The organism is Rhabdaerophilum sp., assembly GCF_046092605.1.
Lineage (GTDB): Bacteria > Pseudomonadota > Alphaproteobacteria > Rhizobiales > Beijerinckiaceae > Rhabdaerophilum.
In genome coordinates this window covers 40,848-62,547 of record NZ_JBJTDY010000109.1, presented here as the reverse complement: position 1 = coordinate 62,547, position 21,700 = coordinate 40,848, and the positions used below count along the sequence as shown (strand labels likewise).

Annotated in this window: 20 protein-coding genes; 6 read left to right on the top strand and 14 right to left on the bottom strand. The window is 64.4% G+C overall.

Annotated elements, in window-relative coordinates; translation table 11 throughout:
- Nucleotides 1-1,061, bottom strand: a 1,061-nt coding sequence (gene aspS, locus ACKODO_RS08685; RefSeq protein ID WP_408983042.1) for an aspartate--tRNA ligase, incomplete at its 3' end; no start/stop codon positions are given.
- A 212-nt stretch (nucleotides 1,062-1,273) separates the two neighbouring features.
- Between aspS and rnd the strand changes: the two genes are divergently transcribed.
- Nucleotides 1,274-2,461: a ribonuclease D gene (gene rnd / locus ACKODO_RS08680; RefSeq protein ID WP_408983041.1), complete on the top strand. Its 1,188-nt coding sequence runs from the start codon at nucleotides 1,274-1,276 to the stop codon at nucleotides 2,459-2,461.
- Here the strand turns inward: rnd and ACKODO_RS08675 are convergent.
- The 6 genes from ACKODO_RS08675 to ACKODO_RS08650 all read right to left on the bottom strand — a co-directional run bounded on the left by ACKODO_RS08675 (nucleotide 2,458) and on the right by ACKODO_RS08650 (nucleotide 10,378).
- Nucleotides 2,458-4,116 (bottom strand): methyl-accepting chemotaxis protein, encoded by a 1,659-nt coding sequence (locus ACKODO_RS08675; protein WP_408983040.1) that lies wholly within the window; start codon nucleotides 4,114-4,116, stop codon nucleotides 2,458-2,460. The two genes, rnd and ACKODO_RS08675, sit on opposite strands and share 4 nt — an antisense overlap.
- Nucleotides 4,117-4,284: 168 nt before the next feature.
- Complete coding sequence (locus ACKODO_RS08670) at nucleotides 4,285-5,811, bottom strand: exopolyphosphatase (RefSeq protein ID WP_408983039.1); 1,527 nt, start codon at nucleotides 5,809-5,811, stop codon at nucleotides 4,285-4,287.
- Entirely contained in the window at nucleotides 5,783-7,948 is a 2,166-nt protein-coding gene (locus ACKODO_RS08665; RefSeq protein ID WP_408983038.1) for an RNA degradosome polyphosphate kinase, read from the bottom strand. The genes ACKODO_RS08670 and ACKODO_RS08665 overlap by 29 nt, the downstream gene beginning before the upstream one ends.
- Before the next feature lie 84 nt (nucleotides 7,949-8,032).
- Nucleotides 8,033-8,734, bottom strand: coding sequence for a hypothetical protein (locus ACKODO_RS08660; RefSeq protein WP_408983037.1), 702 nt, complete (start codon nucleotides 8,732-8,734; stop codon nucleotides 8,033-8,035).
- Nucleotides 8,731-9,813: an AI-2E family transporter gene (locus ACKODO_RS08655; protein ID WP_408983036.1), complete on the bottom strand. Its 1,083-nt coding sequence runs from the start codon at nucleotides 9,811-9,813 to the stop codon at nucleotides 8,731-8,733. Before ACKODO_RS08655 ends, ACKODO_RS08660 begins: the two co-directional genes overlap by 4 nt.
- 34 nt (nucleotides 9,814-9,847) lie before the next feature.
- On the bottom strand, nucleotides 9,848-10,378 hold the full coding sequence (locus ACKODO_RS08650) for a CDP-alcohol phosphatidyltransferase family protein (RefSeq protein WP_408983035.1): 531 nt from the start codon (nucleotides 10,376-10,378) through the stop codon (nucleotides 9,848-9,850).
- A gap of 394 nt (nucleotides 10,379-10,772) precedes the next feature.
- Between ACKODO_RS08650 and purM the strand changes: the two genes are divergently transcribed.
- Both purM and purN read left to right on the top strand, forming a co-directional pair.
- Nucleotides 10,773-11,858 carry a phosphoribosylformylglycinamidine cyclo-ligase gene (gene purM / locus ACKODO_RS08645; RefSeq protein WP_408983034.1) on the top strand — a complete coding sequence of 362 codons (1,086 nt, stop codon included), beginning with the start codon at nucleotides 10,773-10,775 and terminating at the stop codon, nucleotides 11,856-11,858.
- A 1-nt stretch (nucleotide 11,859) separates the two neighbouring features.
- Nucleotides 11,860-12,483, top strand: a complete 624-nt coding sequence (gene purN / locus ACKODO_RS08640; protein WP_408983033.1) for a phosphoribosylglycinamide formyltransferase — start codon at nucleotides 11,860-11,862, stop codon at nucleotides 12,481-12,483.
- Here purN and ACKODO_RS08635 read toward each other — a convergent pair.
- Nucleotides 12,467-13,195 (bottom strand): helix-turn-helix transcriptional regulator, encoded by a 729-nt coding sequence (locus ACKODO_RS08635; RefSeq protein ID WP_408983032.1) that lies wholly within the window; start codon nucleotides 13,193-13,195, stop codon nucleotides 12,467-12,469. The genes purN and ACKODO_RS08635 overlap by 17 nt on opposite strands.
- Nucleotides 13,196-13,305: 110 nt before the next feature.
- On the opposite strand from ACKODO_RS08635, the gene ACKODO_RS08630 reads away from it, so the two are divergent.
- Nucleotides 13,306-14,028: a glutathione S-transferase family protein gene (locus ACKODO_RS08630; RefSeq protein WP_408983031.1), complete on the top strand. Its 723-nt coding sequence runs from the start codon at nucleotides 13,306-13,308 to the stop codon at nucleotides 14,026-14,028.
- A 61-nt stretch (nucleotides 14,029-14,089) separates the two neighbouring features.
- Here ACKODO_RS08630 and ACKODO_RS08625 read toward each other — a convergent pair whose 3' ends face one another.
- The 4 genes from ACKODO_RS08625 to ndk all read right to left on the bottom strand — a co-directional run bounded on the left by ACKODO_RS08625 (nucleotide 14,090) and on the right by ndk (nucleotide 18,088).
- Nucleotides 14,090-16,210, bottom strand: coding sequence for a molybdopterin-dependent oxidoreductase (locus tag ACKODO_RS08625; protein WP_408983030.1), 2,121 nt, complete (start codon nucleotides 16,208-16,210; stop codon nucleotides 14,090-14,092).
- Between the two features lie 10 nt (nucleotides 16,211-16,220).
- Complete coding sequence (locus ACKODO_RS08620) at nucleotides 16,221-17,081, bottom strand: EamA family transporter (protein WP_408983029.1); 861 nt, start codon at nucleotides 17,079-17,081, stop codon at nucleotides 16,221-16,223.
- Between the two features lie 87 nt (nucleotides 17,082-17,168).
- Entirely contained in the window at nucleotides 17,169-17,663 is a 495-nt protein-coding gene (locus ACKODO_RS08615; RefSeq protein WP_408983028.1) for a GNAT family N-acetyltransferase, read from the bottom strand.
- Nucleotides 17,664-17,665: 2 nt separating this feature from the next.
- Nucleotides 17,666-18,088, bottom strand: coding sequence for a nucleoside-diphosphate kinase (gene ndk, locus ACKODO_RS08610; RefSeq protein ID WP_408983027.1), 423 nt, complete (start codon nucleotides 18,086-18,088; stop codon nucleotides 17,666-17,668).
- 140 nt (nucleotides 18,089-18,228) lie between these two features.
- Between ndk and ACKODO_RS08605 the strand changes: the two genes are divergently transcribed.
- Nucleotides 18,229-20,097, top strand: a complete 1,869-nt coding sequence (locus ACKODO_RS08605; RefSeq protein ID WP_408983045.1) for an ATP-binding cassette domain-containing protein — start codon at nucleotides 18,229-18,231, stop codon at nucleotides 20,095-20,097.
- A gap of 48 nt (nucleotides 20,098-20,145) precedes the next feature.
- Nucleotides 20,146-20,766, top strand: a complete 621-nt coding sequence (locus tag ACKODO_RS08600) for a LysE family translocator (protein WP_408983026.1) — start codon at nucleotides 20,146-20,148, stop codon at nucleotides 20,764-20,766.
- A gap of 3 nt (nucleotides 20,767-20,769) precedes the next feature.
- Here the strand turns inward: ACKODO_RS08600 and ACKODO_RS08595 are convergent, their stop codons facing one another.
- Nucleotides 20,770-21,261 (bottom strand): GNAT family N-acetyltransferase, encoded by a 492-nt coding sequence (locus tag ACKODO_RS08595; protein ID WP_408983025.1) that lies wholly within the window; start codon nucleotides 21,259-21,261, stop codon nucleotides 20,770-20,772.
- Complete coding sequence (locus ACKODO_RS08590) at nucleotides 21,240-21,689, bottom strand: DNA polymerase III subunit chi (RefSeq protein WP_408983024.1); 450 nt, start codon at nucleotides 21,687-21,689, stop codon at nucleotides 21,240-21,242. Before ACKODO_RS08590 ends, ACKODO_RS08595 begins: the two co-directional genes overlap by 22 nt.
- Nucleotides 21,690-21,700 lie beyond the last annotated feature (11 nt).

Sequence of the window (21,700 nt, the reverse complement as noted above, 5' to 3'; positions counted from 1 at the left end):
CCCGGCTGGCCTTCACCCTGCGCCCAGGAATTCATGCGATCGCAGAAAGCGCGGGAGCCGCCGGTCTTTGACGGAATGGCCCAGACGCGGTTCTTGGGGTCTTCGAGCATGCGCGCGAAAATCTTGAAGCCCGAGCCCCGGAAATGCTCGGAAACATCCTGCATCTGAATCGGGTTGCGCAGATCCGGCTTGTCGGAGCCGTATTTCGCGAGTGCCTCGGCATAGCGGATGCGCGGCCAGGGCGACGGCGTCACCGGCCGGCCGCCCGAAAATTCCTCGAACAGGCCGCGAATGACGGGTTCCATCGTGGCGAAGACGTCGTCCTGCTCCACGAAGCTCATTTCCACGTCGAGCTGGTAGAATTCGCCCGGCAGGCGATCCGCGCGCGGGTCTTCATCCCGGAAACACGGCGCGATCTGGAAATACCGGTCGAAGCCCGCCATCATCAGGAGCTGCTTGTATTGCTGCGGGGCCTGCGGCAGCGCATAGAACGTGCCGGGATGAATGCGGCTCGGCACGAGGAAGTCGCGCGCGCCCTCGGGCGAGGAAGCCGTGAGAATGGGTGTCGAGAACTCGTTGAAGCCTGCGTCCTTCATGCGTCGGCGCATGGAATCGATGACCTTCACGCGGGTCATGATGTTGTTGTGGAGCTTCTCGCGCCTCAGATCGAGGAAGCGATACTTCAGGCGCTGATCCTCGGGGTATTCGATATCGCCGAACACCGGAACCGGCAGTTCCTTGGCTTCGCCCAAAACCTCGATATCGGTCACGAACATCTCGACCTGCCCGGTCGCGAGATTGGCGTTCTCCGTGCCGGGGGGCCTCGCCCGCACCTTGCCATCGACGCGGATCACCCATTCCGAGCGCAGCTTCTCGGCGGCCTTGAAGGCGGGGCTATCCGGATCGACCACGATCTGCGTCATGCCGTAATGGTCGCGCAGGTCGATGAAGAGCACGCCGCCATGATCGCGGATGCGATGGCACCAGCCGGAGAGGCGGGCGATCGTGCCGATATCGGAGGCAGAAAGCCCGCCGCAGGTGTGGGAACGGTAGCGATGCATCGGAAAGGCTCGTTGACAGGAAGGCCGAGCGAATCCGCAAAGCGAATTCCTCTCTCATGAAAACCGGGGCGGACAGAAGCGGCGACAGCACCCGTTGTCAAGGCTTGCCCCCATGGAAAGCCAGGAATGCCGCCCGCAGGCCCGAAGCTCAGCCCGGACATGACCGAAATGAGAGGCGACAGGCCGGTTTTTTTGCGTTAAGGCCCGTTTTGATGTCTCCGGTCGACGCTTCGCACCTCCCCCAGCTCATCACCTCCACGCGCGCGCTGGCGGAAGCCTGCGAACGGCTCGCGGAGGAGAGCTTTGTCACGGTCGACACCGAATTCATGCGGGAGACGACCTACTACCCCAGGCTCTGCCTGATCCAGATGGCCGGCGAGAACGAGATCGTCCTCGTGGATACCCAGGCGCCGGAGCTCGATCTCGCCCCCTTTTTCGCGCTGATGACCAACCCGGCCGTCATCAAGGTGTTCCATGCCGCCCGGCAAGATCTGGAAATCATCTGGCAGAAGGGCGGCGTCATCCCCTCCCCGCTGGTCGATACGCAGATCTCCGCCATGGTCTGCGGCTATGGCGAGCAGATCGGCTATGAGAGCCTCGCGAGCGGGTTGGCACATGCGAAGATCGACAAGTCCTCGCGTTTCACGGATTGGTCGCGCCGGCCGCTTTCCGCCGCTCAGCTGGTCTATGCCGCCGCCGACGTCACGCATCTGCGCGTGGTCTACGAGAAGCTCTCGGCCCGCATCGAGCGGAACAGGCGCGAGGATTGGGTCGCGGGCGAAATGGCCGCCCTGGCCAATCCCCGCAACTATGAAACACCGCCGCAGGAAGCCTGGCTGCGCATCAAGGCCCGTTTGCGCAAGCCCGCCGAGAAGCTTGCCCTGATGGAACTCGCGGCCTGGCGCGAGCACGAGGCGATGACGCGGGATGTTCCCCGCGGGCGCGTGCTGAAGGACGATGCGCTGGTTGAAATCGCCATGGCCAATCCGAAATCGGTGGCCGAACTCGGGCAATTGCGCGCCGTGCCCAATGGTTTCGAGCGCAGCCGCGCCGGTGGCGACATTCTGGAGGCGCTGGAACGGGCCCGCTCGCTCGATCCGTCGATTCTCCCCCCGCCGGAGCCGGATCGCCCGAATGTCTCCGGCGCTCTGGTGCAATTGCTGAAGGTGTTGCTGCAGGCCGTGGCGGATCGTCATCAGGTCGCCTCGCGCCTCATCGGCGCGGCGGATGAGGTGGAGCAGCTCGCTGCCCGCCCGGATGATCCGCACCCCATCCTGCAGGGCTGGAAGGGCGAGATCTATGGCGACCTCGCCGTGAAGCTCATCCGTGGTGAAGTCACGCTCGGTCTGGAAAAGGGCCGCGTGGTTGCTGTCCCGAGGCCCGATCCCGCCCGCGACTAGGCCGCCATCCTCTCGAGGAAGGTCTCGAATTCTCGGATCAGCGCATCCGAGGACGCGGCGAATTCATGCGACAGGCCATCGAGCGCCGTGGCCGCATGCGCGGTCTCGTCGATGGCGCGGCGCACATCCGCGAAGCCCGAGCGGATCGTGTCCGAACGCTGGGACGCTGCACCGGCATTGTCGGCGATATCGCGCGTCACCTGCTCCTGCTCGGTCACGGCCGCCGCGATGGCCATGGTCGTCTCGTTGATCGAACTCAGGCCTTCCCCGATCTCGCGCGTCGCACTCGTGACGGCGCCGGTCACGCCTTCGATGGATTTCACGAGCTCCGCGATCTCGGTCGCGGCCTTCGAGGTGCCCTGCGACAGCTCTTTCACTTCACTCGCCACGACCGCGAAGCCGCGGCCAGCCTCCCCGGCCCGCGCAGCCTCGATGGTCGCGTTCAGCGCCAGCAGATTGGTTTGCGAGGCAATCGAGGAGATCACCGATACCGCTTCCGAGATGCGCTCGACCACCGAGGAGAGCTCGCCCGAGACCATCTCGGCGCGACGGCCGGAATCCGAGGCCTGGCGCACGACACTGGCCGCGTTGTTCGAACGGTTGGCGATTTCGGCGATCGATCCCGCGAACTGGTGCGTGGCGGTCGCCACCTCCGCGATCGCCTCCGCGCCGGTTTCCGCAGCTTCGGTACCGGAAGCCACGCGATTGCCGGCCATCGTCACGACCGATCGGATATTCGCGGAGGTCGCGCGCACCTGCTCGGCGCCGCTGCGCAGGCGCTGGAAATTGGCCGAGATGGCATTGCGGAAATTCGTAACGAGCCGATCCATCTCCGCCTTGCGCTCAGCCACGCGGCGCGCTGCGGAGGCCTGCTCGGATTCCAGCTTGCGCTGGGCGCTCACGGCCTCGCCGAAGGCACCCACCGCCCTGGCGATCACGCCGATTTCGTCCGGTCGGTCGGCATGCGGAACGGTCACGTTTTCCTGCCCTGCCGCCATCGCCTTGGTGGCCGACGCGACATCCACGATCGGCCGCAGCAGCCGCCCCGACAGCAGGAAGATGATCCCGATACCCAAAGCGAGAACCGCGAGCCCAGCCGCGATCATCTCTTTGAGCAGGGCGTCGGAGGCATCCATAAGCTCACTGAGTTTGCCCACGCCAACAAACAGAATGCCAATGGGCTCACCTTTGCTGCCGACAATCGGCAGATATCCGGTCTGATAGGGTTCGCCCAGAATCTGCGCGATGCCCCGATAGGCCTCTTTGCGCTGCATGAAAGGATAGACCACGCCATTCTGCCCGAGGAAGGTTCCCGTGGCGCGCGTGCCATCCGGCTTCTTCACGGTGGTTGCGACGCGGATGTAATCTTTTTTCGCCGAATCCCAACGGAACAAGGTCGCCGTGCCCTTGTTCACGGCCGAAATCACATCAACGATCTGCGTCAGTTCCGGGATCGACATATTGTCGAGCAAGCTGGCAGAAGTGGCGACCTTGAGAATTTCGGGCTCGCCGGCACTGTTGTTCTCAACTTGGAAAATCGGTACGCGATCATTGAGAACCGTCGTGGCCACGCGGATCGACCGACGCGTCTCGTGATCGATATCCTCCATGATCTTGCTGTTCATCCGCGAGAGGCCAATGGTCGTCGTGGCCACGATGGCAACGGCAACCAGGCCAATGGAGCAAAACAACCACTGCTTGCGGAGAGTTTGGACAGAAAACAGAGACCGAACGAATTTCATCAGCGACTCCGACGATTAGTCAAAAAATGGTGACAGCGACTTGTTAAAAATTGGCAAAAGCGAAAGGATTTAAGCGCAATCTCAGATTGCAGTCCTGGCCTCGAAGCCCAGATTGAGCATCTTCGCGGTCTGCTTCAATCGTCCGGTCAGGCGTTCGTTGTTGAGGTTTGCGAAAGCTTCCGGAAGGTGCTGGACGATCCTGCCATTTTCCACCCGGATCGGCGTCATCGGCAGGATGCCGCGCTGCCCGGCCGAAATGTTGTAGGCAACCCGGATGAGACAACCCAGCGCGCGGGCATTCTCGATCTCGCGCAAAGACAGCAGCGAGCGCAAGGGTGGCACGACATTCTCGGTGAGACCCTCGTAGCGGGCATGCTGCACGCTCGCGAGGAAGGCGCGCTCGCGATGAGAGATGGCGCCCAATGCGGCATAGGCGATCATGCGGCTCGCCTCTTCGGCCCGGTAATCGGGGTTTGCGCGCCATGCGACTTCGGAGATGAGGCAGGCGGCATGACGCAGCCGGCGGCTCTCGCGCCGCTCCTCCAGAAAGGCCGAGCGGGCGAATTCATCCGTCCAGGCGATGAGATCATCCGCATGGGCCGGGTCGCGGGCATGGAGATCCGACAAGGCCCGCGCGCCGACGATCAGCGGGTCCTGCGCCTGCAATTCCGGCGGCAAAAGCGCGTGCAGCATGCCCTCGCGCACGCCGGAGGTGGAGACCTGGAGCCGGGCCGCGCCGCTCAGGCGCAGCAAATGCTCCAGCACCAGTGCGCCATAGGCGATCAGGGGCCGGCGCTCCTTCGAGATCTCGGAGATGGCCGGCATGGTGTCGAGATCGATCTTCTGCAGGTCCTGGCAGAATTCGGTCATGGATTTCGCATCCGCGACATAGCCATGCAGAACGTTCAGCGGATAGTTCGTCTTGGCCATGTGCAGCCGCGCGATGGCACGCCATGTCCCACCGATCGCGATGATGTCGCGCCCCTCGCCCTGCCGGATGACCGACACGCCGGACAGCGCATCCTGCACGATCCTGCCGGCCTTCTTGAGGTTCTTTCCCGAGGCATCGCGCAGGGCGAGGCCACCGAGATCAAGGCTCACCCCCTCCCCGGCAGCCCCGTTCCTCACGTCGATCAATTCGAGACTGCCGCCGCCGAGATCGCCCGCGAGGCCATCGGGCTCGTCAAGACCGGCGAGAACGCCGAGCGCGGCGAGACGCGCTTCCTCCGCACCGGTGAGCACCGTGACTTCCGCGCCGAGAATGTCGCGCACCTCGGCGATGAAGGCCGGGCCGTTCAGCGCGCGGCGGGCCGCGGCGGTTGCCAGCACATAAAGCTTCTCGACCCGCATGAGGTCGCAGAGGACGCGAAACCGCTTCAGCGCGGCAATCGCCTGTTCCAGCCCGTCTTTCGGCAGGAAGCCGGTGACGGCGACCTCGCGCCCCAGGCCGCACAGCGATTTCTCGTTGAACATCGGCACCGGCGCGCGCGAATGGAGATCATACGCCACGAGGCGCACCGAATTCGAGCCGATATCGATGACGGCGACCGGCCCCGAGGTCAGCGAACCAACGGGCGGCTTACCCGGCGCCGGCGCGCCGTTTGGCAAGGGTGCGGGGGCTCGAAAGTTTGAGAGAGGCGCCACGACCAGACAAGCTCGGATTCGTCATGAAATAGCGGTGAGCGTTGAAGGGCTCCTCGCCTTGCGCGGCACTCATGCGCGAGGACGAGCCATCAGGCAAGACCCGCCAGCTCTGTTCATTGTCGAGAAAGTTGGCCTGCATGATCTGGCCGAGAACCTGCTCATGCACTGTGGGGTTGACGATGGGGCACAGCGCCTCCACCCGACGGTCGAGATTGCGCGGCATGAGATCGGCCGACGCGATATAAACCGTCGCCTTCTCGTGCGGCAGACCATGGCCATTGCCGAAGGCATAGATGCGCGCATGCTCCAGAAAGCGGCCGACGATGGACTTCACGCGGATATTGTCCGAGAAGCCGGGAATCCCCGGCCTGAGGCAGCAGATTCCACGCACGACGAGATCGACCTGCACGCCCGCGCGGCTCGCTTCATAAAGCGCGTCGATGATCACCGGATCGACAAGGCTGTTGCATTTTCCCCAGATCGCGCCGGGCTTTCCCGCCTTCACATGGGCGATTTCCGCCGCGATGTGATCCAGCAACTTGCGCTTGAGCGTGACCGGCGAGACCGCCATCTGCTCCAGCTCTGCGGGTTCCGCATAGCCGGTGATGAAATTGAAGATGCGCGCAACATCTCGGCCCAGCACCGGGTCCGCGGTGAAATAGGACAGATCGGTGTAGATCTTCGCCGTGATCGGGTGGTAGTTGCCCGTGCCCACATGGCAATAGGTGACGAGGCCCGCCGCCTCGCGCCGCACGACCAGGCTCAGCTTCGCGTGGGTCTTGAGTTCAATGAATCCGTAGACCACCTGCACGCCCGCGCGTTCGAGGTCGCGCGCCCAGCGGATATTCGCTTCCTCGTCGAAGCGTGCCTTCAGCTCCACTAGGGCGGTGACGCTCTTCCCCGCCTCCGCAGCCTCCGACAAGGCCCGCACGATCGGGCTGTTGGCGCTCGTGCGGTAGAGCGTCTGCTTGATCGCGATCACGTTGGGGTCGCGCGCGGCCTGCTCGAGGAAATTCACCACTACGTCGAAGCTTTCATAGGGGTGGTGGACGATCAGATCCTTCTGGCGGATGGCGGCGAAGCAATCCCCGCCATGCTCGCGCACGCGCTCGGGAAAGCGCGGCGTATGCGGCTCGAATTTCAGGTCGGGCCGCTCGACCGAGACGAGCTGCGAGAGATCATTCAATGCGAGCATGCCGTCGATGATGAAGACCTCGCGCGCCTTCACGCGCAATTCCCGTGCGACGAAGGCGCGAAGCTCCTCCGGCATCGCCGCTTCGATCTCAAGGCGGATCACCACACCGCGCTTGCGCCGCTTCAGCATGGTCTCGAAGGTGCGGACGAGATCCTCCGCCTCTTCCTCGATCTCGATGTCGCTGTCGCGGATGACGCGAAAGGCCCCGATGCCCTTGAGCGCATAGCCAGGGAAAAGCTTCGGCGCGAAGAGCGTGATCGCGTGTTCGAGCAGGATGAAGCGCGACTTCCCCAGGCGATCCGGCAGGCGGATGAAGCGTTCGAGCTTCTGCGGCAGGCGGATCAGCGCCTTCAGCATCTTGCCGTCGCTCTGCTTGTGCAGCGACAGCGCGAGGGAAAAGCCGAGATTGGGAATGAACGGAAAGGGATGCGCAGGGTCGATCGCGAGCGGTGTCAGGGTCGGGAAGATCGCCGAGAGAAAGGTGTCGCGCAGGGCGTCGCGATCCTCGTCCATGAGGTCGAGCGGGGCCACGACCGTGATACCCGCAGCCTCGATCGCCTGCCGCAGCTTGCGCCAGCGATCCTGCTGGTCGGCGGTCAGCGCCTCCACCTCGCCATTGATCGCCAGCAGCGCCTGCTCGGGAGTGAGGCCATCATCCGAGGTGGTCTGCACCCCGGCGATCATCTGTTCGATGAGGCCGGAAACGCGGACCATGAAGAATTCGTCGAGATTGTTCGCGGAGATCGAGAGGAAGCGCAACTGCTCCAGCAGCGGGTGGCGCGTATTGCCCGCCTCTTCCAGCACGCGCCGGTTGAACTGCAGCCAGGACAGCTCGCGATTGATGAAGCGGCTCGGATGCTGCGCAACGTCGTCGGGGCTGAGCGGGCAGGTATCGTTGGAAATCATGGAGCCGGTGGGGGGAAAGGAGACAGGAAGCAAATCCGTCGACCAGAAAATTATGTCACCCGCACGACGGCGAAAGCAAGAACATCAGGATCCCTCGGGGTCATCGTCCTCTTCGCCCGGCGCATCGCCGAGGCATTCGGCCACCAGCGCACGGGTGATCGGCCGTTTGCGCACCAGGGAAAGCTGATCGAGCGCCGCCACGAGGCCGAGAACAGCGCGGTAGCTTCGCTCGATGCGGGTCATCGCATAGGCGATGACCGGCGCTTCGACGTCGATCTGCCGATCGGCGAAAAGCTTCACGAACAACGCCCCAAGCAGGGCCTCATCCGGTTGTTCCAGCGTGAGGCGCGGCTGGGCCCTGAGGCGCGACAGGAGATCAGGCGTCGCGATTCCCCAGTTCTCGGGCGCGGCCCGCGCGGTGATCACGAGAAAGAGCCCGGTCTCGCGGGCGAGGTTCAGCAGGTGGAACAGGGCGCGCTCATCCGGGGGGAAGCGGTCGGCATCTTCCAGCACGAGGGCCCCGGATTGCGCGAGCCTCGGCACCGCCTCGAAGGCGAGGTGATCCGCCCGCATGGTCGCAGCCCCGGCACCTCGCGCGAAGATCGCCGCGAGATGGCTCTTGCCGCTGCCCTCCGGGCCGGTGAGCACGGCGGCCGGGGCCAGCCAGCGCGGATGGCGCTCGATATAAGCGAAGGCGCCGGCATTGGGCTTGCCCACGAGGAAATCCTCGCGGCCATAGGAAGGCGCGCTCTCGAAGGGCAGCGGCAGCTGGCTTTCGGCGTTCACGAATCGAGATCGCGCGGTTTGCTGCCGGTGTAGAGCCGGCTCGTCATGTACTGGGAAAGCGCGAAGCGGACCAGCACACCGATGGCGGCGGCCACCGGCACCGCCAGAAGCACGCCGACAAAGCCGAAAAGCGAGCCGAAGGCCAGCAGCGAGAACATCAGCCAGACCGGATGCAAACCCACCGCATCGCCCAGCAATTTCGGCTGGAGAATGTTGCCCTCGATGAACTGGCCAAGGCCGAACACGCCGATGACCGCGAGAATCCACCAGTATTCCGGCCAGAATTGCGCGATGGCCACCCCTCCCCCGATCAGCAGACCCGTGATGGAGCCGACAAACGGCACGAAGGAGATGATGCCGGCGACAATGCCGATGAGGAACCCGAAATGGAGGCCGATCAGGCTGAGGCCCACCGCGTAGAACAAGCCAAGGATCAGGCACAGCAGAGCCTGTCCCCGCAGGAAGCCGGCAACGGTCTGGTCCATCTGCCGGGCGAGATCGCGGATCACCGGAGCCTGCGGCCGCGGCAGCCAGCCATCCACCTTTTTCACCATATGGTCCCAGTCGAGCAGCACGTAGAAGGCGATCACGGGCGTGAGCACCAGCAGGGAAAGCAAGCCCACCACCGTGGAGCCACCCGAGATGATGGAGGTGAGAACCCCACCCGCCCATTTCGCGGCATCACCCATGCCGCCCTGCAGCGCGGCCTGTACTTCCTTCAGCCGCTCGGGGCCGCCGAAGCGCTCGATCAGCGGGCCGCCCTGCTCCGCGATCAGCACCTGCAGCCGCGAGACGTAACCTGGCACCTTGTCGATGAAGGAGGAGAGCTGGTTGACGAGCACAGGCACGGCCGCCAGCAGCACAAGCACGAAGGCCAGCGTCACCAGAAGCATGATCAGCAAGGTGGCGACGAGCCGCGACAGACCCAGCTTCACGAGACGATCCACGATCGGGTCGAGCAGATAGGCGAGGATGATCGCCGCCACGAAAGGCATCAGCACGCCCGAAAACAGATAAAGGAAGACAATGAAGCCCGCGAGGCACGCGAGCCAGAACCCGATCTGGCGCTGAAGCGTCATGGTAGCCTCATCGGGCGTGCCCGCCTTCTCTTCCTCACCCGGCCATATGCCGGAACCATTTCACGAAGTAGGCGCCCACGGAGACGACGGTCAAGAGCGCAACGACGAGATGGACGATCTGGTGAGTGCCGGGCGTGGGGACGAGGAAACTTCCCGCCGCCAGCGTGAAGGCCACGGCGCCGATCTGCGCGGCCGTGTTGCATTTCGAGATCAGCAGCGGCTCGATGGGAATGGGATTCTCGAGCAGCCAGGCGATGGCCACCGCGCCGACGATCATCAGGTCGCGGAAAATCACCAGCACCACGAGCCAGTAAGGCAGGGCCCCGGTCGCGAAAAGTGCGATGAAGCTCGCGGCAATGAGGGATTTGTCGGCCAGCGCATCGAGATAGGCCCCGACCTCGCTCTGCATCTTGAAGCGGCGGGCGATGAAGCCGTCCACGGCATCGGTCAGCCCGGCGACCAGGAACACCGCAAAGGCAAGATGAAACGACCGATCCTGGATCAACACCACGATCAGCGGAATGAGGCACAGCCGAAACAGCGTCAGCGCGTTGGGGATCGTCATGGCGAGAAGCTACCCTCCGACCATGGCGTGATCAAGCAAGCCCTTGTTCCTTGAGGCGCAGGGTTCCTTAAGGCGCAGGGTTCCTTGAGGCGCAGGAGCCCGGAGGTTCGGGCGGATGGCCGGCTGCGGGTTCCGAAGGCCCCGGCTTGCCGTGCGAAAACAAACGCGATCATGCCGTTATTTGGTCGGACGAATCAACGAAAGCCTCGACAGAACAGTGGTTTGTTTCGGCACCTCGCGAGGTTTGCAAGAGGGGCGAATTTCTTTTTCGGCCTGTTTGCATCCCCAGCCGTCACGATCAGTGGCGGCTCGAAAAGGTTGCATTTTGCCCAAACTGGTGTTTTCGAGGGTTCGCCACCCCCGCGCGCCCCATTTCAGCGGAGCAACGAGACCTGTGACTGCCAGAAATCCCGGTTCGAACGGCCTCACCTATGCCCAGGCCGGCGTCGATATCGACGCGGGCAACGCCATGGTGGATGAAATCAGGCCGCTGGTGCGCGCCACGCGCCGGCCGGGGGCGGATGCCGAGATCGGTGGCTTCGGCGGCCTCTTCGATCTCAAGGCGGCGGGATTCACCGATCCCATTCTCGTTGCCGCGAATGATGGCGTGGGCACGAAGGTCAAGATCGCGATCGAGACCGGCATCCATCACACGATCGGCATCGACCTCGTGGCGATGTGCGTGAACGATCTCGTCGTGCAGGGCGCGGAACCGCTGCTGTTCCTGGATTACTACGCGACAGGCAAGCTCGAGCCGCGCGTCGGCATCGAGATTGTTCGCGGCATTGCCGAGGGCTGCCGTCTTGCCGGCGCGGCGCTGATCGGCGGCGAAACCGCCGAGATGCCCGGGCTTTACGCCAGGGGCGATTACGATCTCGCGGGCTTTGCCGTCGGCGCGGCCGAGCGCGGCACCCTGCTGCCGCGCCTTGATGGCGTGGAGTCGGGCGATGTCATTCTCGGGCTTGCCTCCTCCGGCGTGCATTCCAACGGCTTCAGCCTCGTGCGCCGTATCGTCGAACATGCCGGTCTCCGGTGGCAGGATGAGGCGCCCTTCGCGCCGGGCACGAAACTGGGCGAAGCTTTGCTCGAACCCACGCGCATCTATGTGAAATCGCTGCTGGCCGCGCTGAAGAGCCAAGCAGGCGCCGGAATCAAGGCTCTGGCGCATATCACCGGCGGAGGCTTCATCGACAACATTCCGCGCGTGCTGCCCGATGGCCTCGGCGCCTTGATCAATCTCTCGGCGATTGATGTTCCGCCGGTTTTCGGCTGGCTCGCCCAGGCGGGAGGCGTGGCGGAAAGCGAGATGATCCGCACCTTCAATTGCGGAATCGGCATGGTCGTGGTGGTCGCGCCCGCGATGGCCGATTCCGTTGCCGCGGCGCTCGTGGCCGAAGGCGAGAACGTGATCCGCTTCGGCGAGATCGTCAGGGCCACGGACGAGCCGCGCGTGCGCCCGGTTGGCCACCTCAAGGTGTGATGTGGTGAAGAAACGTGTCGCGATCCTGATTTCCGGGCGCGGTTCCAACATGGCCGCGCTGGTGAAGGCGGCGCAGGCCGACCCCGACTTTCCGGCCAGGATCGTGCTCGTGCTGTCGAACAGGCCCGAGGCTGCGGGCCTCGCTTTTGCGGCCGCCGAGGGCATTCCCGCTGCTGTCGTTCCGAGCAAGCTTTACGGCAAGGATCGCGCGGCTTTCGATGCCGCGATGCAGGCAGAACTCGTGAAGGCCAGAGCGGAAATCATCTGCCTTGCGGGCTTCATGCGGTTGCTCACGCCGGAATTCTGCGAGAGCTGGTCGGGCCGGATGATCAACATCCACCCCGCCCTGCTGCCGGGCTTCAAGGGCCTCGATACCCATGCCCGCGCGCTGGAAGAAGGTGTGAAATTCCACGGCTGCACCACGCATTTCGTGACACCGGGCATGGATGAGGGGCCGATCATCCTGCAGGCCGCCGTGCCGGTGCTCGATGACGACACCGAGGAGACGCTCGCCGCGCGCGTGCTGGCCGAGGAGCACCGGATCTATCCCGAAACCCTGCGGCTTCTCGCTGCGGATCGTCTGGTGGTCGAGGGGCGTCGCGTTCGGATCACACCAGCCGGCTGATCGGCCGGTCGCGGTCGCCCGTGGCGGCATGCTCCGCGTCGCGTGCATCCTCCCAATCGCGCATGAGCAGCGCCCGCCGGCGCGGGATTTTCTCGTCGAGCAGGCTGAGTTCCTCGATGCGATCCGTGCGGAAATGCCGGAAGCCCTGCCGCATCTCGCACCAGCCCGAGAGGCCGCGCGTGGTCTCGAAATAGCCGAGTGCCACGGGCCAGATCACGCGGATCGTCACCTCCTCCTTCACGTCGCGGTAGCGGATGCGGATTTTCCGCCATTCCCGCAGCGCGCGCCGCAGCGCCCCCTCGTCAATGCGTGCAACCTCACGCGGGCGATAGACCGGCGCGAAGAGCGGCGCGGCGTTGAAGCTCTCCTTCAGCGCAGGCGGGAGGATGGCCTCGATCTTCGCGCGGGTATCGTCGATCACCCGCTGCAGGCCGGAATCCGAGCGCTCGCGCACGAAACGCAGGCCCAGCATCAGCGCCTCGCATTCCTCCGGCGTGAACATCAACGGCGGCAGATCGAACCCGCTCTCGAGCACATAGCCGATGCCCGCTTCCCCGCGCACCGGCACGCCCGAGACCTGCAGGCTGATGATGTCGCGGTAGATCGTGCGTTCGGAGACGCCGGTCTCCTCGGCGAGCATCGTCGCGGTGACCGGTCGGCGATAGCGCCTGAGAACCTGCGTCAACTGCATCAGCCGGTCGGCGCGCGCCATGCTCCCTTCCTCCCGAACAAGCCCTGAGCATGGATCATCGCATGCTCCTGACAGAGGATGTCAGGAGATAGGCAGTAGCACAAGGCATCTCGTTTTGTCAGGAGGCTGTCATGATCAAGCTGCACGTGTTCGGACCCCATTTCGGCCTTTTGGACCCCAGCCCCTTCGTCGTGAAGGCGCATCTGCTGCTGCGCATGGCGAAGCTGCCTTACGAGACCTGCAAGGCGGATTTCAGGAAGGCGCCCAAGGGCAAATTCCCGATCATCGAGGATGACGGGCGGATCATCCCGGATTCGACGCTCATCCGCTTCCATCTCGAAACGAAGCATGGCGCGCGCTTCGATGCAGAGATCTCGCCTGAGGGGGCTGCCATCGGCTGGGCCTTCGAGAAGATGTGCGAGGATCACCTTTACTGGGCGCTGGTCTATGATCGCTGGATGCTCGACGTCAATTTCGACAAGGGCCCGCGCCATTTCTTCGATGATGCGCCCGCCGTGATCCGCCCGATCATCGTGGCGATGGTGCGCCGGCCGGTGCGTCGCAACCTCTGGGGCCAGGGCTTCGGGCGCTATGATGCCGCGGAGCGTCTGGCCATCGGCGCGCGGGGCGTGCAGGCCCTCGCGAAACGGCTGGAGGACAAGCCCTTCATCGGCGGGGATGCGCCCTCCGGCGCGGATGGCAGCGTGTTCGGCACCATCGCCGCGCTGTTGACGGATTTCTTCGCGTCCCCCCTGCATGACGAGGCGAGGCGTCACCCGGCCCTCCGGGCCTATCGCGACCGGATGATCGCGCTCTATTTCAGCGACGAAGAGACGGCGCGGCTCGCCGCCTGATCAGGCATTTTCCTTCGAATCAGACGCATTTTCTTCACGCGAACCGGTGGTCATCCCCGGATCAAGTCCGAGGACATGCTTCGCTTGAAAATGCTTTTGCGATCGCCACGCGATTGTCGTGGAAGGCTGCGCCACCATGCGGCGCGACGGGATCGGACCCCGTGAGCGTGTTGATGCCCTTGCCACCGCGATGCGCAGCATTGGGGAAGATCGATTCCGCGATCACCACGCCACGCCGCAGGCCATCGAAGAGCATCGTCTTCAGGATCACCTCACCGCGCGGATTATGGACCCGCAGGAGGTCGCCCTCGACCACGCCGAGGCTCTGGGCATCCTCCGGGTGGAGCAGCAGATGCGGCTCGCCCTCTTTCTTCAGGCTGCCCGGCGTCTCGTTGAAGGTCGAGTTCAGGAAGGAGCGCGCCGGCGCCGTGACAAGCCGGAACGGATGCGCCGCATCCGCCGCCTCGATCACCGCCCAATGGTCGGGGAAACGCGGCATCGTCTCCCACGGACCCATCAGGCCGTCATTGGCGAGCGGCACTTTCCGCCAGTTCGGCGAGAAATGGAACCTCCCGTCGCGATGGCCGAAGCCGGCGAGATAATGCGCCCGCTCGAAAGGCGGATCGGTATCGATGAAGCCCTCTTTTTCAATCTCTTCGAGCGAGCCCTGGCCAGCCTGAACCAACGCGAAGTCGATATGCTCGCGCGGGCTCATGTCGAAGCCGGGATGCTCCGCGCCAAGGCGCCTGGCGAGCCCCACGATCACCTCGTGGTTCGAGCGGCATAGGCCCGGCGGCTCGATCAGCTTCGGGCCGAGCATGAGATGCGTGTGCCCGCCGCCCTGATAGAGATCGTCATGCTCCATGAACATCGTCGCGGGCAAAACGAGATCGGCCATGGCGGCCGTTTCGGTCATGAATTGCTCGTGGACGACCGTGAAGAGATCCTCGCGGGCAAAACCCTTCTTCACCTTCTCCTGCTCCGGCGCGACCGAGACCGGATTGGTGTTCTGGATGAACAACGCCGTCACCGGCCCCTTGTGGCGCAAGGCGTGGGGTTCACCGAGCAGAATGTCGCCGATCCGCGATTGATCGAGCTTGCGGATCGAGCGGTCGATCACATCGAGGCCCTCGATCATCGTTTTCCGCAGGCCGAAGGTGCCGGAATTCGAGTGGAAAGCGCCGCCGCCCCGGTGCTGCCACGCGCCAAGCATCGTGGGGATGCACAGGGCCGCATGCATGTTCACCGCGCCGTTGCGCTGGCGGGCGAAGCCATAGCCCAACCGGAAGAAGGCGCGGCGCTTCTGGCCCAGAAGGCGTGCGATAGCCTCGATCTCCGCGGCCGGCACCCCGCAGATCGCCTCCGCCCATTCCGGCGTGCGGAGCGCGAGATGCGCCTCGAATTCGGGCGAGAAATCCGTGAACCGCGCCATGTAATCGCGATCCGCGAGGTTCTCGCGCAGCAGCACATGGAGAATGCCGGTCGCCAGCGCGCCATCCGTGCCGGGTCGCACGAGAAGCGCGTGGTCGGCCTGCCGCATCGTCTCGTTCATGTAGACATCGACCGCGACGATCGGCGTGCCATTCGTCTTCCGCGCCTTGATGGCGTGATGCATCACGTTCACCTGGGTGTGCACGGCATTCGTGCCCCAGATCACGATGATCTCGCTTTCGGCCATCTCGCGCGGATCGACGCCCGCCAGGCGTCCCGTGCCGGCGACGAAGCCGGTCCAGGCCATGTTGGTGCAGATCGTGTCGTGGAAACCGGAATATTTCTTCGCGTGGCGCAGGCGATTGATGCCGTCGCGCATCACGAGGCCCATCGTTCCGGCGTAGTAATAGGGCCAGATGGCCTCGCTTCCCTGCTGCCGCTCGGCGGCGAGGAAGGCCTCCGCCGCGCGATCCAAGGCCTCATCCCAGCCGATGGGCCGGAACTGGCCCGAACCCTTGGGGCCGGTGCGCAGCAGCGGTTCGGTCAGCCGATCCGGGTGGTGGATGCGCTCGGCATAGCGCGCGACCTTCGCGCAGATCACGCCATCAGTATAGGTCTGTGCCTTCAGCCCGCGCACGCGGCCGATGCGCGCTTCGGAGAGCACCTCGACCTCGAGCGAGCAGGCGCTCGGGCAATCATGCGGGCAGACGGACGTGCGGAAGGCAGGCTTGGGCGAAAACGGGGCGTTCATCCGCGCATCCTCATGACGATCCGGCCCCGAAGACATTGATCATCAGGCCGAGAAAGACAATCGCCGAGGCGATCATCGCCTGCACCGAGAAGGTCTCGCCAAGGAAGATCGCCCCGCAGGCGAGGCCCGAAACCGGGATCAGCAGAGCGAAAGGCCCGACGGTCGCGACCGGATAGCGCGAAATCAGCCCGTTCCAGACCGAATAGCCGAAAAGCGTCGCCCCGAAGGAGAGGTAAAGCGTGACGAGAATGGTCGTCCAGCCGGGTGCAGCGAGGATCGTAAACACGCGCGTTGGGCCATCGACGATCAGCGAGGCCGCGAACAGCACGGGCGTCGCGATCGCACTTGCCCAGACGACGAAGGATAAAATATCCGGCGCCTTCGCCTTCTTCACGATGATGTTCGCAAAGCCCCAGAACAGGGCCGCGAGCAGCCCGAGCAGGAAGGGCAGCAGCGCGGCGTTCTCGATCTTCTCCTCGGCAAAGACGAGCATCCCGATCAGGGCCACGCCGGCGCCGATCATCGACATGCGGCTCGGCCGCTCACCGAGGAGGAGGAACGCGAAGAAGATCGTGAAGAAGACCTGCACCTGCAGCACGATCGAGGCGAGACCGGCCGGAAGCCCCAGCTTCAGCGCCGCGAAGAGCACCGTGAATTTCACGCCGAACAGGATCAGTGCGAAGCTCACAAGCGTCCAGAGCGGCACGTTCGGGCGCGGAATGAAGAGGATCGCCGGGAACGCGCTGAGCGCGAAGCGCAGGGTGTTGATCAGCAGCGGCGGCACATCCACCACGCCAATCTTCATCGCGGTGAAGGTGGACCCCCAGAGGGTGACCAGCATCAGCACCAGAACGAGATCGCGCGCAGCCATGTCTTTGCCCTTCCGAAGTCCTGTTGTGACCGAATCCCTGCGCGGCGACCAATCAAAGTTTTGCGGACCATCCATCAACGGATGGGGTCAGCGGGCTGGTCGCCGGAAAAGCTGCTCGCGCACGGTGGTGCCCCAGCTCGCGGCCTCCTCCTCGCGGTGAAGCGCGAAGCCATGCCGCTCGTAGAGCGCGCGGGCGGCATCGAGCCCCGCGAAGGTGGTGAGCCAGCGGGCGCGGGCATGCGTATCGCAATGCGCCATGGCGGCGGCCATCAGCTTTTCGCCCAGGCCCTGCCCGCGCGCTCCATCCTGAAGGATGAACCATCGCAGATGCGCCTCCCCCTCGGGCTGGCCGGGATCGGTGAGATCCAGCACCAGCGAGCCGAGGATGCGTTCCGCATCATCAACCGCGAGGAAAAACCGGTCGGTGGAAGGCACCATCCGACCGGCGAACTCTGCCAGTCCCGCCGCGACCCTCGCTTCGAAGAAAGCTCCGAAGCCCCAGTGGCGGGCATAACATTGCCCGTGCTCGCCGATGATGAAGCCGAGCGCGCCCGGCCTCCACCCCTCGACGATGCGCGGCATCGTCAGCCGACGATCTCGTTGCCCGAGAAGAACTGCGCGATCTCGATCGCGGCATTCTCCGGGCTATCCGAGCCATGAACCGAGTTTTCGCCGACCGAGCGGGCGAACTTCTTGCGGATGGTGCCCTCGGCGGCATTCGCCGGGTTGGTGGCACCCATGATCTCGCGATAGCGCATCACGGCGTTCTCGCCTTCGAGAACCTGGACGACGACAGGGCCGGAGATCATGAAATCCACGAGTTCGCCGAAGAACGGACGCTCCCTGTGCACGGCATAGAAGGTCTCGGCGTCCCGCTTCGACATCAGGATGCGCTTCTGCGCGATGATCCGCAGGCCGGCGCCCTCGATCACGGCGTTGATGGCGCCCGTGAGGTTGCGCTCGGTCGCGTCCGGCTTGAGGATGGAAAAGGTGCGCTGCGTGACCATGATGCTCTCACTGTTGGATGAAGAATGCCTCGCCGCCGCATAGCCCGCGAGGCTCCCAAACTCAAGTGCGAAGGGCCTGGCCGACATAGCGCAGCAATCCGCGCGTGACAGGCGGCACGGGCTCTGGCTATAGCGCGGCCATGCTTTCGCTCACCGGCCTCACCTATCGCCTCGGCAACCGTCTCCTGCTGGACAACGCCACCGCGCAGCTCCCCACGGCGGCGCGTACCGGGCTGATCGGCCGCAATGGCTGCGGGAAATCCACCCTCTTCAAGCTGATCCTCGGCGAGATCGCGCTGGAAAGCGGCACGATCGCCATGCCGCGCCAGGCGATCCTGAGCCATGTCGCGCAAGAAGCACCGGGCGGGCCGGAAACATTGCTCGACACGGTTCTCGCGGCGGATACCGAGCGCGTCATGCTGCTGAAGGAAGCGCAAACCGCCACCGATCCCGCGCGCATCGCGGATATCCAGCTGCGCCTCGCCGATATAGGCGCGGAAGCGGCCCCGGCACGCGCTGCGTCCATTCTCTACGGCCTCGGCTTTTCGGCCGGGGATATCCGCCGCCCCTGCTCGGAATTCTCCGGCGGCTGGCGCATGCGCGTGGCGCTGGCGGCCGTGCTGTTCCGCGAGCCGGACCTGCTGCTGCTCGACGAGCCCACGAACTATCTCGATATCGAGGGCGCATTCTGGCTGACCGAGCACCTGAAGCGCTACCCGCATACCCTGGTGGTGATCTCCCATGATCGCGATTTCCTCGATGAGGTGACGGATCACACCCTGCACATGGATCGCGGCAGGCTCACGCTTTATCGCGGCGGCTATTCGAGCTTTGCCCGCCAGCGCGCCGAGAAGGCCGCGCTCGCCGAAAAGGCCGCTGAAAAACAGGCGGCCGAACGTGCGCATCTCCAGGCCTTCATCGATCGCTTCAAGGCGAAGGCCTCGAAGGCGAAACAGGCGCAATCCCGCGTGAAGCGGCTCGAAAAGCTGGGGCCCGTGGCCACCTTCGCCCGCGAGGAAGCGGCGGAAATCCACCTGCGTGATCCCGAAAAGCCGTTGCAGCCGCCCATCCTCTCGATGGAGGCTGCTTCCGTCGGCTATGGCGAGCGCATCGTGCTCGCGGGCATCACGCTGCGCATCGCGGAGGATGATCGCATCGGCCTGCTCGGCCAGAACGGCAACGGCAAATCGACCCTCGTGAAGCTGATTGCCGGGCGGCTCGAGGCGAAATCCGGCGAGGTCACCCGCGCGCGGGGCATGAACATCGCCTATTTCGCCCAGCACCAGCTCGATGAGCTCGATTCCGGTGCAACCCCCGCCTTGCTGGTGCGCCGGAAGCTGCCGCAGGCCGGTGAAGCGGTGGTCCGTTCTGCCGCCGCGCGGCTCGGTTTTGGCGCCGAGAAATCTGATACGCCCATTCGCCAGCTCTCGGGCGGCGAGAAAGCGCGGTTGCTGCTCGGCCTCGCGGCCTTCGAGGGGCCGCATCTGCTGATCCTCGACGAGCCAACGAACCATCTCGACATCCCGATGCGCGACGCGCTGGTCGAGGCGCTCGCAGGCTACAAGGGCGCGGTGATCATCGTGAGTCACGATCGCTCGCTGCTTGATGCCGCCTGCGACCGGCTCTGGGTGGTGGCCGAGGGGCGCGTGAAGCCTTTCGAGGACGATCTCGACGCCTATGCGAAACTCGTGCTCGAAGCCCGGCGCGATTCCGGCAAGCGCGAGGCCGATGCTTCCGCCTCGCAGAAAGACGGACGGCGCACGGCGGCCGAAAAGCGCCAGAACCAGAAGCCTTTGCGCGAAAAAACGAAGGTTCTGGAACAGCAGGTCGAAAAGCTCACGACCCTCCTAGCCCGTGCCGACGAGGCGCTCGCCAATCCCGCGATCTTCCGTGACCAACCCGCCAAGGCGACCCAACTCGCCAAGGACCGCGCGACACTCGCGGAGAAGCTCGCGGCGGCGGAGGAAGAATGGCTGATGGTGATGGCCGAACTGGAAAGCATCAGCTAGGCTCGATCGACTCTGCCGCGGGGCACAAGCCCATGAGCACAGAAAAAAATGAGCCTTGAAATCTGGTTGATCTATCTCGTCGCGGCCATCGGTCTCTCGCTCACGCCGGGGCCGAACGGGCTTCTTTCGCTCACCCATGGCGTGCAGCACGGCTTCAGGAAGACGATCGCCACGGTGATCGGCGGTGGCCTGGGTTTTCTGGTGCTGATCGCGGCCTCGCTCGCGGGGCTCGGCGCGCTGCTGGCGGCCAGCGAAAAGGCCTTTACCATCGCGAAATGGCTTGGCGCTGCCTATCTCGTCTATCTCGGCATCCGCCTCTGGCGCGCGCCACCCATGCTGGTGCGTGCCGGTGATGGTGCCGGCGTTTCCACAGAGAGTTCGTGGGCGCTCTTCCGCGAGGGGTTTCTCGTGGCAACCTCCAACCCCAAGGCGCTGATTTTCTTCGCGGCGTTCCTGCCGCAATTCATGGTGCCCGGCGTGGGTTTCCTTACGCATCTCGCGATTTTCGGCGGCACCTTCGTGATCGTGGAGATCGCCTACGAGCTGCTGCTCGCCTTCGCCGCGCAGAAGATTGCGCCCTGGCTCAGCCGCCACGCCCGGACCTTCAATCGCATCACAGGCGGGATGTTCGTGGGCATCGGCGCGGCGCTTGCGACCGCGCAGAGGTAAGGATCAGGCAATAACCCGGATCATCAAGAGGCACGGGACATGCCCGCCCCACAGATCCGGGAAGACTTCAAGGGGTTCAAAACCCATTGTCCGATAAAACTCTCGCGTGGCGTCGTATTCTGCGTTCGGAAACGAAGCATCGACCGACTTGACGGTCAGAAACCGCGCGCCGCGCTTTCGTGCGAGTTGATCCATCGTGGTAACAAGCCGGCGACCGATCCCGCGCCGATGAAATGCGCGATCAATTGCAATCAGGGCGAGTTCGCAAGCCGCCTGCGTCTGCGGCTTCAGCAGGGCAAAGCCCAAAGGATGGTCGCCGGAGAAGGCTGCGACCATCGGCAATTCGCCGGCTTCGGAAATGTAGATTTCCACGGCCTCGGGCCTGTCGAACCATTCCGGCAGACCATCCAGCAGCCGGCGGCAAATGGCACGTTTCTCGTTAGCATCTTCAACGCCGCGGATATCAAGATCGATCACCCCGCCTTTTTCACCCATCTCCCGCCCTCCTGCTGCCAGTAGGTCGCGGGGTGACCGAGGCCCTTCACGGTTTTCCAGGCGACGCGCGCCTCGTCCAGAGCTTCGGGATCGTCGCCGTCGAACATCAGCACCACACGCTCGACATCGTATTCGGCCGGGAGCTTCGCGCGATCGACAAGAAAGATCACGCCCGGCTCGTTCACGCGCGTATCCTTCGTGGTGAGCAATATCGGCTGATGCTCCGGCTCGCCCTCCTCCTCGCGGCCATGGGGCAGGAAGCTCGCTTCCGAATAGGTCCAGAGCGCCTCGTCAAGCGCGGCGAGCCGCTCCTCGGAGCCTGCGCGCACAACTGCGTTCCAGCCGCGTTCAAGCGACTTTTCCAGCAGTTGCGGCAGCGCCTGTTCAAGGCGCTGGCCGGTGAGGTGGTAGAAGAGAACTTCGGTCATTTTGCCTTCCG

Excerpts from the sequence above, each read along its gene's own strand:
- rnd (WP_408983041.1), top strand. The coding sequence starts at position 1,274 with ATGTCTCCGGTCGACGCTTCGCACCTCCCCCAGCTCATCACCTCCACG.
- ACKODO_RS08665 (WP_408983038.1), bottom strand. The coding sequence starts at position 7,948 with ATGATTTCCAACGATACCTGCCCGCTCAGCCCCGACGACGTTGCGCAG.
- ACKODO_RS08655 (WP_408983036.1), bottom strand. The coding sequence starts at position 9,813 with ATGACGCTTCAGCGCCAGATCGGGTTCTGGCTCGCGTGCCTCGCGGGC.
- ACKODO_RS08650 (WP_408983035.1), bottom strand. The coding sequence starts at position 10,378 with ATGACGATCCCCAACGCGCTGACGCTGTTTCGGCTGTGCCTCATTCCG.
- ACKODO_RS08635 (WP_408983032.1), bottom strand. The coding sequence starts at position 13,195 with ATGGCGCGCGCCGACCGGCTGATGCAGTTGACGCAGGTTCTCAGGCGC.
- ACKODO_RS08630 (WP_408983031.1), top strand. The coding sequence starts at position 13,306 with ATGATCAAGCTGCACGTGTTCGGACCCCATTTCGGCCTTTTGGACCCC.
- ACKODO_RS08625 (WP_408983030.1), bottom strand. The coding sequence starts at position 16,210 with ATGAACGCCCCGTTTTCGCCCAAGCCTGCCTTCCGCACGTCCGTCTGC.
- ACKODO_RS08620 (WP_408983029.1), bottom strand. The coding sequence starts at position 17,081 with ATGGCTGCGCGCGATCTCGTTCTGGTGCTGATGCTGGTCACCCTCTGG.
- ACKODO_RS08615 (WP_408983028.1), bottom strand. The coding sequence starts at position 17,663 with ATGCCGCGCATCGTCGAGGGGTGGAGGCCGGGCGCGCTCGGCTTCATC.
- ndk (WP_408983027.1), bottom strand. The coding sequence starts at position 18,088 with ATGGTCACGCAGCGCACCTTTTCCATCCTCAAGCCGGACGCGACCGAG.
- ACKODO_RS08605 (WP_408983045.1), top strand. The coding sequence starts at position 18,229 with ATGCTTTCGCTCACCGGCCTCACCTATCGCCTCGGCAACCGTCTCCTG.
- ACKODO_RS08600 (WP_408983026.1), top strand. The coding sequence starts at position 20,146 with ATGAGCCTTGAAATCTGGTTGATCTATCTCGTCGCGGCCATCGGTCTC.
- ACKODO_RS08595 (WP_408983025.1), bottom strand. The coding sequence starts at position 21,261 with ATGGGTGAAAAAGGCGGGGTGATCGATCTTGATATCCGCGGCGTTGAA.
- ACKODO_RS08590 (WP_408983024.1), bottom strand. The coding sequence starts at position 21,689 with ATGACCGAAGTTCTCTTCTACCACCTCACCGGCCAGCGCCTTGAACAG.